Source organism: Pseudomonas sp. MAG002Y (assembly GCF_019400845.1).
Lineage (GTDB): Bacteria > Pseudomonadota > Gammaproteobacteria > Pseudomonadales > Pseudomonadaceae > Chryseomonas > Chryseomonas luteola.
This window is the reverse complement of sequence record NZ_WOEJ01000012.1, coordinates 91,465-108,422: the sequence shown is the minus strand read 5'-3', so window position 1 is coordinate 108,422 and position 16,958 is coordinate 91,465. Positions and strand designations below refer to the sequence as shown.

18 protein-coding genes and 1 pseudogene are annotated in these 16,958 nt (G+C 58.9%); 8 read left to right on the top strand and 11 right to left on the bottom strand.

Features of this window, described 5'->3' with window-relative positions; genetic code table 11:
- Window positions 1-10: 10 nt before the first annotated feature.
- The 3 genes from GM154_RS17485 to GM154_RS17475 are packed head-to-tail and all read right to left on the bottom strand — an operon-like array spanning window position 11 to window position 3,780.
- Window positions 11-1,213 carry an alpha-hydroxy acid oxidase gene (locus tag GM154_RS17485; protein WP_010799445.1) on the bottom strand — a complete coding sequence of 401 codons (1,203 nt, stop codon included), beginning with the start codon at window positions 1,211-1,213 and terminating at the stop codon, window positions 11-13.
- Between the two features lie 60 nt (window positions 1,214-1,273).
- Window positions 1,274-2,578 carry an MFS transporter gene (locus tag GM154_RS17480; RefSeq protein WP_010799444.1) on the bottom strand — a complete coding sequence of 435 codons (1,305 nt, stop codon included), beginning with the start codon at window positions 2,576-2,578 and terminating at the stop codon, window positions 1,274-1,276.
- 59 nt (window positions 2,579-2,637) lie between these two features.
- The gene (locus GM154_RS17475) at window positions 2,638-3,780 is read right to left on the bottom strand and encodes an iron-containing alcohol dehydrogenase (RefSeq protein WP_010799443.1); all 1,143 of its coding nucleotides are present in this window, start codon (window positions 3,778-3,780) and stop codon (window positions 2,638-2,640) included.
- Window positions 3,781-3,935: 155 nt separating this feature from the next.
- Here GM154_RS17475 and GM154_RS17470 point away from each other — a divergent pair, with 155 nt between their 5' ends.
- The 7 genes from GM154_RS17470 to GM154_RS17440 all read left to right on the top strand — a co-directional run bounded on the left by GM154_RS17470 (window position 3,936) and on the right by GM154_RS17440 (window position 10,506).
- On the top strand, window positions 3,936-4,934 hold the full coding sequence (locus GM154_RS17470) for a LysR family transcriptional regulator (protein ID WP_010799442.1): 999 nt from the start codon (window positions 3,936-3,938) through the stop codon (window positions 4,932-4,934).
- A 168-nt stretch (window positions 4,935-5,102) separates the two neighbouring features.
- Window positions 5,103-5,840, top strand: a complete 738-nt coding sequence (locus tag GM154_RS17465) for a hypothetical protein (RefSeq protein ID WP_010799441.1) — start codon at window positions 5,103-5,105, stop codon at window positions 5,838-5,840.
- Between the two features lie 113 nt (window positions 5,841-5,953).
- Window positions 5,954-6,169: an AlpA family transcriptional regulator gene (locus GM154_RS17460; RefSeq protein WP_010799440.1), complete on the top strand. Its 216-nt coding sequence runs from the start codon at window positions 5,954-5,956 to the stop codon at window positions 6,167-6,169.
- Window positions 6,170-6,173: 4 nt separating this feature from the next.
- The gene (locus tag GM154_RS17455) at window positions 6,174-7,061 is read left to right on the top strand and encodes a ParA family protein (RefSeq protein WP_070087315.1); all 888 of its coding nucleotides are present in this window, start codon (window positions 6,174-6,176) and stop codon (window positions 7,059-7,061) included.
- Between the two features lie 91 nt (window positions 7,062-7,152).
- On the top strand, window positions 7,153-8,724 hold the full coding sequence (locus tag GM154_RS17450) for a ParB family protein (RefSeq protein WP_219652933.1): 1,572 nt from the start codon (window positions 7,153-7,155) through the stop codon (window positions 8,722-8,724).
- A gap of 16 nt (window positions 8,725-8,740) precedes the next feature.
- The gene (locus GM154_RS17445; RefSeq protein WP_013972314.1) at window positions 8,741-9,292 is read left to right on the top strand and encodes a DUF2857 domain-containing protein; all 552 of its coding nucleotides are present in this window, start codon (window positions 8,741-8,743) and stop codon (window positions 9,290-9,292) included.
- Window positions 9,286-10,506: an STY4528 family pathogenicity island replication protein gene (locus GM154_RS17440; protein WP_219652932.1), complete on the top strand. Its 1,221-nt coding sequence runs from the start codon at window positions 9,286-9,288 to the stop codon at window positions 10,504-10,506. Before GM154_RS17445 ends, GM154_RS17440 begins: the two co-directional genes overlap by 7 nt.
- Here the strand turns inward: GM154_RS17440 and GM154_RS17435 are convergent.
- The 7 genes and pseudogenes from GM154_RS17435 to GM154_RS17405 all read right to left on the bottom strand — a co-directional run.
- Window positions 10,441-10,764 (bottom strand): annotated as a pseudogene (locus tag GM154_RS17435) (transposase); the annotation flags it as partial. The gene GM154_RS17440 and the pseudogene GM154_RS17435 overlap by 66 nt on opposite strands.
- Window positions 10,765-11,255: 491 nt before the next feature.
- Window positions 11,256-12,473, bottom strand: a complete 1,218-nt coding sequence (locus GM154_RS17430; protein ID WP_219652931.1) for a site-specific integrase — start codon at window positions 12,471-12,473, stop codon at window positions 11,256-11,258.
- Complete coding sequence (locus tag GM154_RS17425; RefSeq protein ID WP_219652930.1) at window positions 12,470-12,985, bottom strand: hypothetical protein; 516 nt, start codon at window positions 12,983-12,985, stop codon at window positions 12,470-12,472. Before GM154_RS17425 ends, GM154_RS17430 begins: the two co-directional genes overlap by 4 nt.
- Window positions 12,986-13,175: 190 nt before the next feature.
- Window positions 13,176-13,541 carry a hypothetical protein gene (locus GM154_RS17420; protein ID WP_219652929.1) on the bottom strand — a complete coding sequence of 122 codons (366 nt, stop codon included), beginning with the start codon at window positions 13,539-13,541 and terminating at the stop codon, window positions 13,176-13,178.
- A gap of 179 nt (window positions 13,542-13,720) precedes the next feature.
- Complete coding sequence (locus tag GM154_RS17415; protein WP_219652928.1) at window positions 13,721-14,896, bottom strand: hypothetical protein; 1,176 nt, start codon at window positions 14,894-14,896, stop codon at window positions 13,721-13,723.
- 139 nt (window positions 14,897-15,035) lie between these two features.
- Window positions 15,036-15,344 carry an HU family DNA-binding protein gene (locus GM154_RS17410; protein ID WP_256205785.1) on the bottom strand — a complete coding sequence of 103 codons (309 nt, stop codon included), beginning with the start codon at window positions 15,342-15,344 and terminating at the stop codon, window positions 15,036-15,038.
- On the bottom strand, window positions 15,334-15,834 hold the full coding sequence (locus GM154_RS17405; protein ID WP_258019889.1) for a hypothetical protein: 501 nt from the start codon (window positions 15,832-15,834) through the stop codon (window positions 15,334-15,336). Before GM154_RS17405 ends, GM154_RS17410 begins: the two co-directional genes overlap by 11 nt.
- Before the next feature lie 391 nt (window positions 15,835-16,225).
- Between GM154_RS17405 and GM154_RS17400 the strand changes: the two genes are divergently transcribed.
- On the top strand, window positions 16,226-16,603 hold the full coding sequence (locus GM154_RS17400) for a histone-like nucleoid-structuring protein, MvaT/MvaU family (RefSeq protein ID WP_010799396.1): 378 nt from the start codon (window positions 16,226-16,228) through the stop codon (window positions 16,601-16,603).
- Between the two features lie 58 nt (window positions 16,604-16,661).
- On the opposite strand, the gene GM154_RS17395 is transcribed toward GM154_RS17400, so the two are convergent.
- The gene (locus GM154_RS17395; protein ID WP_010799395.1) at window positions 16,662-16,955 is read right to left on the bottom strand and encodes a hypothetical protein; all 294 of its coding nucleotides are present in this window, start codon (window positions 16,953-16,955) and stop codon (window positions 16,662-16,664) included.
- Between the last annotated feature and the right edge of the window lie 3 nt (window positions 16,956-16,958).

The window sequence follows — 16,958 nt, the reverse complement described above, 5'->3', positions numbered from 1 at the left end:
CAACCTCCAATCAAATGACAGATTCTTCTCGTTGAGTCATGGCCTCAGCTGTGCGCGCGCGGAAAGCTTGTGCAACACGCGGCTCGTGAAAGTTGTGCGGCCCGATCTCGCCGATCGACCGGACGCCGGTCAGCGCCATCGTCACGTCGAGTTCGTTCCGCACAATCTCGAGCATGCGCGCGACGCCGGGTTCGCCCATCGCGCCGAGGGCATACATGAAGGCTCGGCCGATCATCGTGCCCTTCGCGCCCAGCGCGAGCGCCTTCATCACATCCTGGCCGGTGCGGATGCCGCCATCGACCCACACTTCAGTGGCGTCGCCCACGGCATCCACCACGGCGGGCAAGGCCTCGACCGTCGACGGCGCGCCGTCGAGCTGCCGTCCGCCATGATTGCTGACGACGATGGCATCGGCGCCCAGCGAAGCCGCCATGCGCGCATCCTCGGCGCACATGATGCCCTTGAGCACCAGCTTGCCGGGCCAAAGACTGCGGATATGCGCGATGTCGTTCCAGTCGAGGCTCGGATCGAATTGCGATGCGACCCACTTGCTGATCGCGATCACATCGTCACCGCCCTTGATGAAGCCGGCGAGATTGCCGAAGTTGCGTCTGCCCGAAGCGGCGCGCATCACCCAGCCCGGCTTGCGCAGAAAATCAAGCAGGTTCGCCGCCGTCAGGCGAGGCGGCACGGTCATGCCGTTCTTGAGATCCTTGTGACGCTGCCCGTTGATCTGCAGATCGAGCGTGACCACCAGCGCCGAACAACCGGCGGCCTTCGCGCGCTCGATCAGCGACTGGTTGAAGCCCCGGTCGCGCATGACGTAGAGCTGAAACCAGAACGGCGCCTTCGTATGAGCCGCAACATCCTCGATCGAACAGATGCTCACGGTCGAGAGCGTGAACGGCACGCCGAAGCGCTCGGCTGCGCGCGCACCCAGGATTTCGCCGTTGGCCCATTGCATGCCCGTCAGTCCGGTCGGTGCGATGGCCACGGGCATTGCGACCCGCTGTCCGAGCATCGTGCTTGCGGTGCTGCGCCCTTCCACGTTCACGCCTACGCGTTGCTTGAGCGTCAGCCGGGCGAACGCGCGACCGTTCTCGCGATAGGTCGATTCCGTGTACGAACCACTATCGACGTAATCGTAGAACGCCTTGGGCACCCGTTTTTTCGCCATGACGCGAAGGTCTTCCACACACGTTATTGTTCGCATTGAAGCTCGAACTCCTACAAAGATCTTTTCAAGAGGCACATAGGGCGTAAACCGTGCGAATCAGGAAAGCGCGCCGACGGAGGTTTCCCCGACGTCTTCCGACACCGCGACAGGCCGGTGCACGAGCAGCAGATACGCCACCGCCGAGAGCAGCGCGATGACCGCGCTCACGATGAGCGAGGCGACGAACGAATGCGTCCGGTCCACGACGATGCCGGTGACGATCGGCGCAGCAGAGCCGGCCAGGAAGCCGCCGAAGTTCTGAATGCCGCCGAGCGAAGCCACCGCCTGGCGCGGCGCGGCGATCGAGATCAGCGACCACGCGCCGCCCGATGCCAGATTGATGAAGAACATGGCGCCCGAGATGTAGATCACGGCGAGCGTGGTGGACGGCGTCAGCGCCGCCGGAACGGTGAACGCCGCCGCGCCCACGAGACCGATGCAGATCGGCCACTTGCGGCTGGTGATCGCCTGCAGCCCTCTGCGGTACAGGCGGTCTGCCGTGAAGCCGCTGCTCAGCATGCCGAGCGTGCCGAAGACATAGGGAATCGAGACGACCCAGCCCGCCTTCGCGATGCTCAGACCGCGTTCGTGTTCAAGATAGGCCGGCAGCCATGTGAGGTAGAGCCACACGGTATAGATGACGCCCATGAAGCCGAAGAAGATGCCCCACGTCGTCTTCTGCCGGAACAGGCTGCGCCATTGTGCACCGCTGAGCGGCTTGCTGTTCTCGTTTTCCTGCGAGTCCTGGTTCAGATAGGCGGTTTCCTCAGCCGCCAGCTTCACTTCGTCGCGATTGCGATAGGCCACATACCAGCCGATCGCCACGATGACGCCGAACACGCCGGTGGCGAAGAACATGTTGCGCCAGCCGAGCGCAAGCATCATGGCGGTGAGGATCGGTGGCGCTATCGCCGGGCCTACGGTCGTCGACGCAACGAAGATGCCGGTCGGCGTGCCGCGGTCGCGCACCGCGAACCATTCGCCGATGACCTTCGCGCCGGCCGGAAACTGCGGTGCTTCGCCAATGCCGAGGCACACGCGCGCCAAGAAGAACTGCTGGATATTGCCGACGAGCCCGCAGCAGGCCTGCGCGACCGACCACAGGATCATGCCCCAGCCCAGCATCACGCGCGCGCCGAAACGGTCGAGCATCGCGCCGACCGGTAGTTGCGCGAACGCATAGGCGAGCGAGAAGGCCGACAGCAGCAGGCCCATCTGCGAGGCGCTCAAGCCCATCTCGCCGCGAATCACGCTATTTGCAATGGAGAGCGCGCTGCGATCCAGATAGTTGATGCTGCCGGCGAGGGTCAAAAAGAAGATCGAAATGCGCTGGATCCGTACGATCCGTTTGCTCTTGTTCATGCGGTGTCTCCGTCCGTGTCATGCGCGGACGCCTCGTTGGTCGGGCGTCCGTCTCTTCGTCAATACGACGCTTCCAGCAAGCCGAGGTAATCCGCTTCCGATGCTTCGCGCGGATTGGTCTTGTGACTGTGATCCTTGAGCGCGCCCGACACGATGCGCGGAAACATCTCGCGCGTGACGCCCAGCGCCCGAAGGCCGGTCGGCAAGCCGAGGCGTGCCGTCATGTCGCGCAGCGCCGACGAAATCTCCGTGTCCTGACGCAACTGCATGGCGCTCGCCATGCGCTCCATCTTTTCTTCGTCGCGCATGGACGGAGCGCTTCGGTTGAACTCCACGACCGCCGGCAGAAAGATGGCGTTGAGCGTGCCGTGATGCAGTCGCGGGTCGATTCCGCCGAGCGAATGGCTCAGGCTATGGACGCAGCCCAGTCCCTTCTGGAAAGCGAGTGCGCCTTCCATCGAAGCCATCATCATGTTTTCCCGCGCGGTTTGGTCGGTCGGCTCTTTCGTGGCCCGTTCGATATGCGCCCAGGCGCGGCGCAAGCCGTCCAGCGCGATGCCGTCGGCCGGCGGATTGCGCATCGGCGACATGAAGGTTTCCAGACAGTGCGCGATCGCATCCATGCCGGTGGCGGCGGTGAGTTGCGGCGGCAGGCCGACCGTCAGGCCGGGATCGCAGATCGCGACCTTCGGCACGACATGCGGCGAGATCACGCCCACCTTGCGGCCGTCGTCCAGGATCAGGATGGCGCCGCGTCCGACTTCGCTGCCGGTGCCGGCAGTGGTCGGCACTGCGATCACAGGGGCCGTTGCTGGAGTGATGCGAGCCAGGCCACCTTCGATGACAGCGAAGCTTTTCAGCGGGCCTTCGTGCTTGGCGCATACGGCTACACCTTTGGCAAGGTCAATAGCGGAACCGCCGCCGATGGCGATGATGCCGTCGCAACCGCATTCCTTGAACATGGCCACTGCTTCACGAACAGCATTTTCGTTTGGGTTGGGTGGCGTGCCGTCATAGATCGGCAGCTGAACAGTGGAGTCGGTGAATTTGCTCAGAGCTACATCGACGATACCTGCCGCACGGACACCACGGTCAGTGACGATCAAAGGGCGGGTAATACCAATGCGCTGACACTCTGCAGGCAGGAGCGAAATAGCTCCGACTTCAAACTGGATCTGGGTGATGTAATTGATCAGGGACATGGGGTCTCCTCGAGCCTACTGGCTTTGTTATTTTGGGCCGATCTCAGGCCAATCCGCTGCACCGAGTGCGACATCGTGCCGCGCCAGTATAGAAATCTGAATTCAGCCGTGGTATTGAGAACAATCCATACAGGTATAACTAGGATTCATACCAAATGACCCCGTCCCTCAACTCGATCATGTCCAGGCTCCACGCTAGACACCTGCGATTGCTCATCGAGCTGGACGAGCACCGCTCTCTTCTCGGAGCCGCAAATAGCGTGGGGCTGACACAACCTGGGGCAAGCAAGGCCCTTCAGGAGATCGAGACGACTTTTGGTACGACGCTTTTTAATCGCAACAACCGTGGGCTTGAACCAACGGCTGCCGGCTATTGCGCCATCAGGTACGCCAGGGTGGTGCAGACTGATATCTCGAACCTGCGGCACGATTTGGATGCGATCCTGAGAGGGGTCGGGGGACGCCTTGCGGTGGGGGCGATCATGGGGGCAGTGCCGCTGTTGATGAAGGCGGTCTCCCAGCTGACTGCCATACAGCCGGAAATGTCATTCGAGATCATTGAGGACACCAGCCAATCGCTCTTAACCCAGATCGAGAGCGGGCGTCTGGACATGGCCCTGTGCCGGACGAGTGTGAGCAGTTCGCCGCATCTTTTCTCGAGTGCGTTTGTTCAGGACGAGACTCTGGCGGTCATCGCCAACATCGACCACCCCTTCCAGGCCGCTGGAGCACTTCGCTTGGAGGAGTTGGCTGAAAGTCGGTGGATCGTCTACCGGGCCAACATGCCTATGCGGGTGCAGCTTGAGCGAGAGTTCCATGATGCGGGCATCCGCTTCCCTCTGCACCTGGTGGAGACCACGTCGATTCTGGCAACGCTGTCACTGCTGCAGAACCAGCCCGAATTCGTTGCGCTTGTGTCAATCGATGTGGCCAAGCAGTGCGTCCAGCACAACCGCGTATGCATCTTGCCCTTGGCCATCAAGTCCGTAAGCGACCCCTACGAGTTGGTAACACGCAGAGGTAGCCAGGCCACACCGGCTATGGAGCAACTGAGGGGGTTGCTGATACAAGTCGAGCTCGACGATGCTGGCCGCCCTAAAGCGCTTCAATCAGAAGGTGGTCGGGCACTGCGACCGAACCACAATCCCCACTGACCTACGTCAAAACTCGTCGCAGCCTGAAGAGTTACGGCGAACTATAATGAAAATACTTTGTCACGTTATTGGATCCGAAACTGCTTTCGGAGTCTAGCTCGCTCGAATGAGATTCAAAATAATGATCCCATCGGCGATTAGGACGACTTCAGCTGGAGGCTGTTCTCCATGGACGCGATCAAAAGCTGCTATCACCCCATCGATGCGGCAATTCTTTGGTGCGATCTGGCCGATCACACCGCAGAGATCTTACAGGTCGAAATAGCCCACTCAGGTGAGCTACTCAAGCATTTTCCGCAGTGGCCCTGTCTCCACTTCTATGTGGAGCGCATCTACGACGCCATTGCCTCGGGTGAGCTACCGGCAACGTCCCTCGGCGGGCCCATTACGCTCAACGACCACGCCGAGCGAGTGTATTGGTCCATACGCCGTCCGGATCTGCGGGCCTGGTTTGCGCTAAACCATCCGGAGGAAAAACCCGAATTTCTGTTCCCCAAAAATATCGACCACCTCGAATGCGTGAGTTTGAACGCCTTTTTGGCTGTGCAAGCTGAACGGGACTTCTACGCGCGTGAGTTTGAGAAAATGCATCAGGCCTACGATTCTGTTGTCGAAGAGATGACGGTCTACAAGCGCCATGAAAACGAGCTAACGGCGCAGCTTGATGCAGCGGAGCCAGCCCCTGAAGCCTCCGCCAGCGTCCACTACACGATCATCGGCGCCCTACTGGCAATCACCGTAGGCAAGTCGAAATCCGGCCAAGTGCAGTCGATCTATAAAAATCAGACTGCGGTAGTCCAGGCTATTTTGTCTCAATTTCCCGGCCTACATGGTTTGAGCAAACACACCCTTGATCGGAAATTTGCGTTGGCTCGCCGCCATTTGGCCCAAGCGGAGCAGGCCTAACTCCGAATAGCCAGGCAATGGCGGCCATTGCCTGGCAATGATTTTTCACCCCCACGGACCTTCACTGACTGTCACATCCCACTGCGCGCCACATGGCGCTAAGGAGTGACACCATGCAACCGGCCAGCCCTGCCCCAGCTTCCGCCGATCGCCACATCATGCGCCGCGATGAGGTGGAACAAAAAACCGGCTTCAAACGCTCGCACATCTACAACTTGATGAAGGCCGGACTATTCCCGCAATGCCGGCGCATCGGCACGCGCGCGGTCGGTTGGGACTCGCTGGAGATTGAGCAGTGGGTTCAGGATCGCCTGTCTGTTCGGGAGTAGTGCCATGAAAGTCCTTTCGCTGATCTCGACCAAAGGCGGGGCCGGCAAGACCACGGTTGCCGCCAACCTCGGCGGCCTGCTTGCCGACGCGGGCTTGAAGGTGCTGCTGCTCGACCTAGACAGTCAACCGACGTTGTCCAGCTACTACGCTCTGTGCAAGTCACGTGAAGCGGGCAGTTACGAACTGATCTCGCAGCGGCTCACGGTTGCCGAGCAGATCATTTCCGTCACCACCATCCCGCGGCTTGAACTGATCGTTTCCAACGACCGCGCGGGCCACCTGGGCACCGTACTGCTGCACGCGCCCGATGGCCGACTGCGCCTGCGCAACCTGCTACCCGCATTTGCCGATCAGTACGATGTGCTGATCGTCGACACCCAGGGCGCGCGCAGCGTGGTGGTGGAAATGGCCATCCTGGCCTCAGATTGTGCGCTATGCCCGTTGCCACCGGAAATGCTCGCGGCACGCGAACTGCGCCGCGGCACGCTCGGCCTGTTCGAAGAGCTGGAACCCTACCGCTACCTCGGCGTGTACTTGCCCCCGGTGAAACTGCTTCTCAATCAGGTGAACGCCAACCGGCGCGATACCTGCCTGATCATGCAGAGCCTGCGCAACACCTTTGCCGCCGACCCGCATGTCAGCGTCTGTAAAACGGTGATTCCCGATCGCGTCGCGTACCTCAATGCCGCGTCATTGGGATTGCCGGTGCATCGGATCGAGTCGAAAGCCGCCCCTCGATCGCGCAGTCGCTGCGCGGCCGATGTCATGCGGGCACTGGCCAATGAACTGTTCCCGGAGTGGGAGCAGCGACTGGCCCAGCCCAGGGGCCGTGCGCGCTCTTATCCCGACAGCATTGCCTCAGAGGAATGCGTCACCGGCCGACCCGCCTAGTGCCCTGCCCTTCCCCCCGCTGCCCCACCCACGCAGACAACTGGGAAGGCCAGGGCGGGGCCGCCTGCACTGACAGATCAGGGGCAAACCCATGAAACCACCAACCTCCGAAGACATTACACGCCAGCTCCAGCACGGGCACTTCCCACAGCGGGCAACACAGGTATCGCCCACCGATCCCGACTGCGACACGCCGATGGTGGTGACCCTCGAGCAGCTGCGGCCCTACGAGCACAATCCACGCTTCATCCGTAATCCGCTGTACGAGGAACTGAAGGCCTCCATCCGCGACCGCGGCCTGGACCAGCCCCCCTCTATCACGCGCCGGCCCGGCGAGCCGCAGTTCATCATCCGAAATGGCGGCAATACACGGCTGAGTATCCTCGGCGAACTGTGGCAAGAAACCCGTGACGACCGTTTTTTCCGCATCCATTGCCTGTTTCGCCCCTGGCAGTCGGAGCTCCATACGCTGCTGGGCCATCTGGCCGAAAGTGACCTGCACGGCCAACTGACTTTCATCGAGCGGGCCCTGGCCGTGGCCAAGTTCCGCGACATGCTTCTGGTAGACGGTGGTAGCCTGAGTCAACGTGAACTGGCGGCGCAACTATCGGCCGGCGGCTACCCAATCTCGCAATCGCACATCAGCCGGATGCTGGACACCCTGGAGCACCTGCTGCCGGCGATCCCGCAAACCTTGTACGCCGGCTTAGGCAGACCTTCGATCGAGCGGACCCTTAACCTGCGTCGACGTGCCGAATCGGTGTGGAATCGGTACGTTGCGACACGGTTGGATTTCACCGCGTTGTGGTTGGAGGTGCTGTCTACGTTCGACTGCACAGCCGCCGAGCTGGACACCGCCGAGCTGCAGGACGAACTGCTCGCGCACATGGCGAAATCCTTGGACCAGTCACCACGCCTGCTGGCGTTGGAGCTGTTCCAGGATAGCGGCCAGGCATCACGTCAGCCACTGACGCCCGACCGGTCCCTGCCCTCGCCGCTGGGCGTGGGCCAAGACACCGATACCACTTCCGGTAGTGAGCCTGAAGCCCCCACGGGGCTCCACTCACCGGAGCTGGTCTGCCCTCCGCAACCTGCTGATAGGCAACCCGAACAGGCAGACCTGAAGCAGCCTCCTGCCGTCACCCATGAACAGGTACGCACTCCAACTGCGCCACCGCCCGCTCAGTCTGCCAATCTCGGCAGTGCTGGGCGCCTGTGCTTGCCCGATTCACTGGATACCCTCTGGCCGATACCGCCGGCTCTGGAAGACCTGGTGCAACTGCGCCAGGCCTGCGCGCAGTTGGCCAGCGAACTGGCCGGCTACGCCAATGCGCCACACATGGTCTGCGCCACGGAGGAAGGCCTGGATTTCTCGTTGGCGCCCGATACAGCAGCGCCTTCGACACCGCACCGCACCGGGATTCAGCTGCTGTTGGGCGCGCTGCTGCGCGTGCAGGATGACGTTGCTTGGGAGCAACGTCAGCAGCTCCCGGCGGCGCTGTTCGGCCAACTGCTACTGGGTGCCTACGACCTGCCACTGATCGAGCGCCCACAGCTCGCGATCGGGATTGAGCGGCTCCCCGATCCTCAATTGGCGCAACTGTTTTCACTTATCCGGCTCTCTCGACGCTTGATCGAACTCACGCTGTCGTCCACCCGCTGACACTCGGAGGTGCCGCATGAGCACGTCGTTCAATCTGCTGAACCACGCCATGTTGAACCAGGTCCTGCATGAGCTGCGCCATGGTCGGCTGCAACGCTGCAAGGCCTTGGGCCTCGGCGACGAGGACATCGAGGTGCTGCAGTCGCTGCCGCCTACGACCTTGTCCCACCTGGCGCACTCCACGATCGCCTGGGTCGAAATCAAGGTCGACACCACGGTGCTGCGGCGCCTGATCGCCCAGGCCGAACGCGACGAGCTGAACGAGCGGCTGATCAACCGTGCCCTCAAGCTCGGGGCAAGTTCAAACATCATGTACCGCTGCTTCGGCCTCGACCATTCCGAGACGGCGTTGCGCCGACGCATCCTGAAGATCGAGACCCATCGCGGCCGCCCCGTCCAGCTCAGCGAGACTCAGGAGCATGCGGTGTGGAACCGCTGGCGCCAGTTGCGGGCTGAAGATCCGGACAGTGAACCGCTGGATGCAATGATGATGCTGGCCGAGGAACAGCAGATCAGCCTGACCCTGATCTGGCAGCAGATCGAGCTTTACGGAGGTATCCCATGCTGAATTTCTACACCGTGGACTGGGCCGATGTGGTGCGCCAGAGCATGGTCACGCTCAAGCGCTGTCTGGAGCAGGCCGAACAAGCCAAGGCTGCCCGTGCACTGGCAGAGGGGCCGGGCTTCGTGTACCACGGCAGCCACGAACCGTTACCGCGGGGATTGCTGCAGGATCGCCGGCTCACGCCCGTGGAGCGCAATCTCTGGTTAGTGCTGCGCTGGTTGATCACCGAGCGGCAAATGCGTACCCCACGTTATCAGGACCTGCAGCCATACCTGGCGACCAGCCCCTGTGGCGCGCAGGCTTCACGCGAGACCATCGCCCGCGCGCTGAATGTGCTGCGTGCTACCCGCTGGCTCAGCCTGAGCGAACGGTATCGCGATGAGCAGGGTTGCCTGCGCGGCTGCGTGTACGTGCTGCACGACGCGCCGCTGTCACCCGCACAAGCCATCGACCAAGATGCCGGCTACCTGCCCCTGATCAGCCAAAACCTGTCCCACGCCACCAAAGGCGTGCGCGATCTCGCTCAGCATCTTCTCCAAGAGCTACGGGCGGATCCGGAGGTGGCTGACGAGGCCTTGGCCATGATGGCTTCGCTCCCCGCAACAGGCGCTCAACAGACCTTGCCGCTGCAGGCCGACAGCCATGTCGAGCATTCCGAACTAAGCGAGGCGCACTGCGTTCGGTCTGCCGCACCGTCCTCGACCAATTCCGAACCCAGCGTAAATTTCCCGGCTACGGCTGCCGTTCGGAATCCGACGCTCGACCGTACCGTACAAAAACAAAGCAAAAAAAGTACAGTACCGCCCAGCTCGGCCGATGGCAGCGCCGCTTGGCCAGAGGGTCTGCAGTTGAGTCCGAATGAACAGCGCCGGGCAGTCCAGGCGCTGTGCCAGCTCGAGCCCGAACAGCGACAAGCGGTGATCAATGAAGCAGCGGTTCGCTGTAGCCGCGGCGACATCCGCAAACCCATTGCCTACTTGTTGGGGCTGATCAAGCGAGCCTGCCAGGGCGAATTCACGCTTTGGGCCGCACGAAGAGATGTACCACCAGCACCGCGCAAGCGCATTCGCCCGCCTGAGCCGGCTGATGAGCGCTCACGGGAATCCGGAAGCCGGGTGGCCTCGCCGCTGGCCAAGGCGTACCTGGAGCAGCTCAAGCTTGGGGATCAGAATGGGCGCAAAACTGCCGTCTCGATCACGGGGAATGTCCAGCCGTAGCGGGCCATCACCGGTCAAAACCGTCTTGCCACTCTTGCCGTTACGCTGGTTGGACTCATCCTCTGGGCGCTGCGCGCCCGGCGGATAGCCCAGGTGGTGGCCAAGCTCGGCATGCAGAGCACGCTCGATCAAGGCCTTTTTAAATGCCGCAGAGGCATCCTCGATAGCTTCTGCAGTCATCAGGCCCTCACCGAACTGCTCCAGCAGCTCTTTGGGGATCTTGGGCAGGTCACGCAGGGGTTTCTTCTTGGTTGGCATACATGCACCTCTTACTCATGTTATGCCCGAACACAAAATTTCTGACACCCTCGAGGTCTTCGCAGGCGAACCCCACAGCATGTGGCATGCGGCTTCTCACACATTTCCTATGTGGAACTGGACGTTTGAAACTGACCTACCACCTTTCCTCAGAGAGACGTTTCCAGACGAGCGAATTCCGCATGACGATACCGAGTTAACCCGAGAGCTTCTTGTAAAGCTAGATCGAAGGTACTTCCTAGCCAAGCGAGGAGCAGAGCATCCGAAGTACAAATGGGGCAGGTATGAAAGGTCTGTTTCGTGGGCCAAAAGCCCGAACGGGAGCTATTGCTTTGCTCTTGAACCAGAATCTCAGATAAATGAGATCTCACGCGCCTACAAAGCCGCCAAGTCTGCTCGATTCGAGTATGTAGAAAGTGGCGGTCATGTGTAGAAAGCCGCAGCCTAACAACTGATTCAAATCGCTCGCTTTGCTAAATATTTGACCAGTCTTACGCGATAGCCCCCGTAAACCCTGTCTTGGCATGCGAAGTCCGCTCACGGCGTCTATAAAGGAAATCACTCCACTCCTGCATCAGCTTCCTTCTCTTTTCCAGTAGGTCCCCACGGTTGTATGCCGCTTCTACCTTGCTGCCCAGCGTATGCGCCAAGGCCATCTCACAGACCTCGCGGGGGTAATTTGTAGTCTCTGCCGCCCAGGTTCTGAAGGTTGCACGAAAGCCATGCGGTACTGCCATGTGAACCTTTAAGGTACCCAGTACGCGGCCAATGGCATTGCCGGGAATACAGCCCGTGCGACGACTGTTTGGGAAAACCCACTCCGGATGCTGGCCCTTCTGCTGGCTGATCACCTCAATCATGGCCTCGGTCAGCGGGATGCGGTGCGTCTTGCCCGTCTTCATGCGCTCGCCCGGAATAGTCAAGAGCTTATGTTCAAGATCCAGCTCGGACCAGCGTGCGCCGCAGGTCTCGCTGTTACGGGTTGCAGTCAGGATCATGAGTTCTGTTGCGCGTGCTGCAGCACCCTCCAGACTATCGAGTCGATGCATGAGCCGTGCGGTATCCTCAGCAGGCAACGAGCCAAACGGCTTGACCCTGCTGCCCTGTTTGGGCAGGAGCTTGTCCAGGTGCCCGCGCCAGCGCGCCGGGTTCTCCCCTTCCCTCAGCTTTCTGGCCTTGGCCGCATCGAGGACCAGTTCAATACGGTTGCGCAGCCGACTGGCCGTTACCGGGATAACGCTCCAGATAGGCTCTAGCACTTCCAGGACATCATCGGTATCGACTTCGGCAAGAGGCATGGAGCCGATTATAGGAAAGACATGCTTTGCCAGTGAATTCTGCCACTGCTGCGAGTGCTTGGTGCTCCAGCTGGGCGAGTGCGTTCGAATATAACGTGCAGCCTCGGTCTGAAAGGTCTTTGCTTCCAGCTTCTCAGAGGATTTGCCCTCACGTTTTTTCCGACGCTCAAGGACTGGATTGATCCCGCGTGAGATTTCAAGCCGGTACCTGTCTGCCGCCAAGCGCGCATCACGCAGGGAGACTGCCGGATAGCTGCCCACCGAAAGATCATGCCGCCGGCCATTGATCATGTAGCGAAAGATCCAGCTCTTGCGAAGCTGGGCGGAAATGCGAAGCTGAAGGCCTCGGCCATCCTGATAGCTTCCAGGTTCGGCAAGGGCTTTAACAAGTTTGGGGGTTAGTTTGCTCATAGACCTGATACTGCATTGCGCTGCGCAGCTATCTGCTCTCTGGCAACACTCAACTCCTGCGCCTCGTTCTCAAGACGTTCGCAGCGTCTGGAGAGCCTGTCCAGATCATCATTGATCAATAACCGACCCTGATTCAGCTCGCTCTGGACTTGCTCACGATGGCATGTAGAGCCAGCCGTAAACTGAGCGATCTGCTCGGCGGTGGCAGGTTGCTCGCCATAGCTGAAGTATTCATCAAGCGCACCGAGTGCCCAGTAGACCAGCCCCAACATGACCAGGACCAGCACAAGCATGGCCGGAGCTGCGCGCAGTGTCTCGCGGGTTTCGGCTTCAACCTCGGCTTCGCTGCGCAGGTTTCTGAAGGCGGCCCAGTATTGATGGTCGTTCTCTCGTATCGGCTGATCGAGCCGTACCTCGGCCCGGTGATCGGGACTGGTACTGGCAATCACACCGTTACCAAAACGAGTTACCACACGTACGCCCGGTAGCGCTGTTGCGTTGTCCAGAGCCATCTTTCTCTCCATGGCAAATGTAGTCTGCTGGCGCTGGGTTCAGCATCAGGCCGTGATGGACCAGCGCCAGACCGTGCGATCAGTCAATATCAACAAAGACAGGCTGAAGTACCCTGCTGGCGCTCTGCTCTGGTGTTTCGTCCCAGCACCAGCAACCGCGACTCTCCCACCACGACTCCAGAAGATCACACTAATGATCAATATAGGGAGCACCATCATGATAAGCGCCACAGTTGGCGACGTAGTTTTCTCCCAGCAGAATGGCAAAGCTCTCCTGCTCGATGACCAGTGCCTTGCCCGGGTTGGCCTGTAGCAGGCGGCGGTAGGCTCCTATCATCCCATGATAGGTCGTCAGGTCATGTGCGCACTCGCTGTCCCAGGCCGCAGGCCGTGCTGATACTTCCCGCTTAAGTTCGGAGGTGGCTTCTCTACGGTTTCCGAAGAACCGGCGGCTCCCTTCCGGCCAGGACAAGATCCATTCCTCCTGTCCTTTGGGTTCGGCCATGTAAAGGGCACCGCTTGGATGAGTCAGCTGGATCTCGGATTGACTGGTCATCGGAAAGGTCTCCAAAGTTGAGGGTATATTCCCTGATTAACGTTCTGATTTCAAAACAATGTATGAGGATTTACTATCCTCATACATATATACCTATAAGGTCCATTAGAACTGCGATTGCCCAAGAGTGCCTAAAGGTATCCCACACCTTTTCCCCACAGCTCGCCTGCCTCAAACGGCTAGCTATGTCCTAGCGCCTGAGCCAGCGTCTGTCGGGCTACCTGAACAGGGCGATCCACCATTTCGGTGATGAGTGGCGAAAGGGATATGGCCGAGACGGCGCGCTCCAGCCGGTCAAGTGAATTAACCAGTGCCGGCGCAGCCCTGCACAAGGCATCGATGCGTGCCATATCCTTTACCCGGATACCGGTAGCGTTCCACTGCTTGAGCAGCAGTGAGCCAAGGTCATCATCCAGACACAGGACGCCAGCCCTCGCATGTGTTTCTTCAGGCAGGTCGAACAGGCACAGCGGGCGACTATCCAGACACAAGGCATGGTAGTGATCTGTCTTGTACTGCCCGTCGCTGATGGTTCCTACCGCTATTTCATCAGCCTTAATTCCCAGGTAGCGAGCCAGTAAGGGAAGCCACGGGGCACTGGCTAGAGAGTGCGCCAGCCCAGAGGCCATGCGGCTTTCAGGCTGGCCGCAGATCACGAAAGGCTTGCCATCACACCACACGGCAAGGCGCGTCTTGCCATCTACAAGCGACAGGCGTTTGAGTCGTAAGGGAGAAACTGCCAGCGCTTCAATGACTCGGCTGGGCGCGAGAACACAGGTCTGCTCAGGATCAACCAGAGGCGTAGGCTCTTCCCAGCTAGCCTCTTCACCTTCGTCCTGAATCGGCTGACGTGCGGGCCTCGCCTGCTCCGGCACCACGCCATGGCTGGTAAATTTCTGGAACCATCCCGCTACATAGAGCCGCTCGCTGGTAACATTGGGACGGCCCTTGGCACCCAGCTCAATCAAGTCATGCTCGGCAAAGGCCAGTACGCGATCAACGAACCGTTTAATTTCACGCTCGCTGAGCGAATGCTTGGATATATGAATACCTCCCTCAAGTTTACCGGCATGGGGATTGAATTCACGTGCTTGTTGAAAGACGACTTCATTACGCCCGTTCTTCTTTAATAACCCTTCGGACGTTATCTCAAACGTAATAGTCTGAGAGCGCATGATCGTTCTTTTAAAATCAATTTCTGTAACCTTTAGCGAGGCCATGTCCAACATTACATCAACTACCTGACCAGACTCCCTGACCTTTTGTTTGGTCTTGTAGGTGCGGTAGTGAACATTGCTGATACAACTGGTGAGAAGTGCCGGTTCCTTGATTGAATCAACAAGTGAGATAAACATGGCTGACCTGCCTGAACACTGGAAGTTATTTCCACTGTCTCATGCAAATCCGGTTATGCAAGTACTCCGAAGGGATAAAAGTTAACTAAGCTGGAAATAAAAAAGCCTGCGCGAGCAGGCCTTGATAATAAAAGGCAGATCAGGCCACACTTTCCTTTAATTGCTTGCCCGGCTTGAACGCCACTGACTTGCTGGCCGCAATTTCAATAGGTTTACCCGTTTGCGGATTGCGTCCGGTACGCGCCGCACGCTCCCTAACGGTAAAGGTGCCAAAGCCCACCAGCGCGACATCCTGACCGCTTTTCATGGCCTCGGTGACCGACTCGATCACGCTGTTAAGCGCAGCCTCGGCTTCCTTGAGCGTCAGCTGCCCCTTCTCAGAAATAGCCTTTACCAGTTCAGATTTGTTCATGCTGTTTCCTCTTGTGGTTGAGACGTTATACCCGATCCTGAGGCCTGCGTTCAAAGCAGGTGACTACAGTTTTCTGCTCGCCGTCCCGGATCAGGAGATACAGGAATTTGCTGGTCTCGTGTCCCCAGGTCTCCACCTCATCCACGCTGCCAAACTTGAATAGCTTGTGGCGCCTGATCCGCTCTGGCATGGGTACCAGCCTAAGTTCAGGATGCGAGAGCCTGCGTGCCAGGCTTGACCATGGACAGCGGGGTTTGCCACTGCTGACACGCTCAAAATAGGCATCTACTGCGTGCTGGGTGAGACTGATTCGGCCCAGGGCAGGCGTTTCCAGCATGACCTTGCACTGGCGATATTCTTCCGTGGGATAGACATACTCCACTTCGCCAAAGTCAGGGTCATCACGATTGAACGGCAGATCCTGCTCATTGGGCACCTGTGTCTTGGATCCATAGAGTCGACCCAGTAACGCCGCATAGGGATACAGGTGCTTGGGTGGAAGGCCATTACCCAGGATCTCAACCATGGCCTCATCCGTGACACTTAGATAAATACCGGCCCCTGTTATGGGGTAACGATTAAATACCTGCTTGAAGTAAAGAAGATGCCTAATGGCTACCAGTTCGACAGCCAGTTTGACATCCTTTATATAATCCTTGAATTGGACAGAAAGTACACCCTTCTTTTTGAGACCTGTCCACCAGTAGACAAGGTAACTACCATCTTCTGCCTATACCGTACGTGTACTTAATAACATCATGATAGCGTTCCCCGTCACCGGAAAGTATGTTTGATATAAACCTACCACCAAATTTCAGAATGCAAGTCATAATGTACCTCTTTGTAAAATTGTTAGCCCAAGAGACACTTTGCCGCTAGGCTGAATCTGCCCCTGACAACTAACCGGATTAATCAAGATGACATTATTGAATGAGTTTAAAGAAACGGAAGCAGAACTAAAGCGTTTGCAAGCGCGTCTGGAAGAACTGACTTCAAGCGAAGAACTTAAAAAGGATCTCCAATTTCTCGACGAGCTTAATGAGCTGATGGAGAAGTATGGCAAACGCCCACGTGATGTCGTTGCTGCGGTAGCGCCAGAACTCCTCCAACAGAAGGCCAGTGCTGCGCCAGCCGAGCAAAGCAATCCCCGCCGCGCCCGTAACATCAAGGTCTATCGGCATCCGGATACCAACGAGATCATCGAAACCAAGGGTGGCAACCACAAGGTACTCAAGCAGTGGAAAGCCAAGTACGGCGCCGACACCGTTGAGAGCTGGATGTCCATCAAGGACTAGGTCCGCTTCTGCTGGTCAGTTAGAAAAGAAAACCAGCCCGAAGGCTGGTTTCTTTTTGTCACTTAACAACAAGGTTGTAGCATTCCTTCCCGCATTTCTTCACCAGACGGTGAACGATGCGAGCCGCCATCGTGGCATACGGCCCTGCACAGGTCACAGGACCCTGAGCCGCATACTTTATGATGAACAGAATGCGCGCCTGTGTTTCCCGGGCATCGAAACGATCCCGGATCAGGGCAGCATAGTCCTGCTCGCTCCCCTCCCAGCCGGCCGGAGGCGCAAAAACGCCTCGTGTGGCCGAACCCGGAGTGGTGTCGAGCAGATCAGCAGGCAGGTGTGGATTGGAGTGCATGGC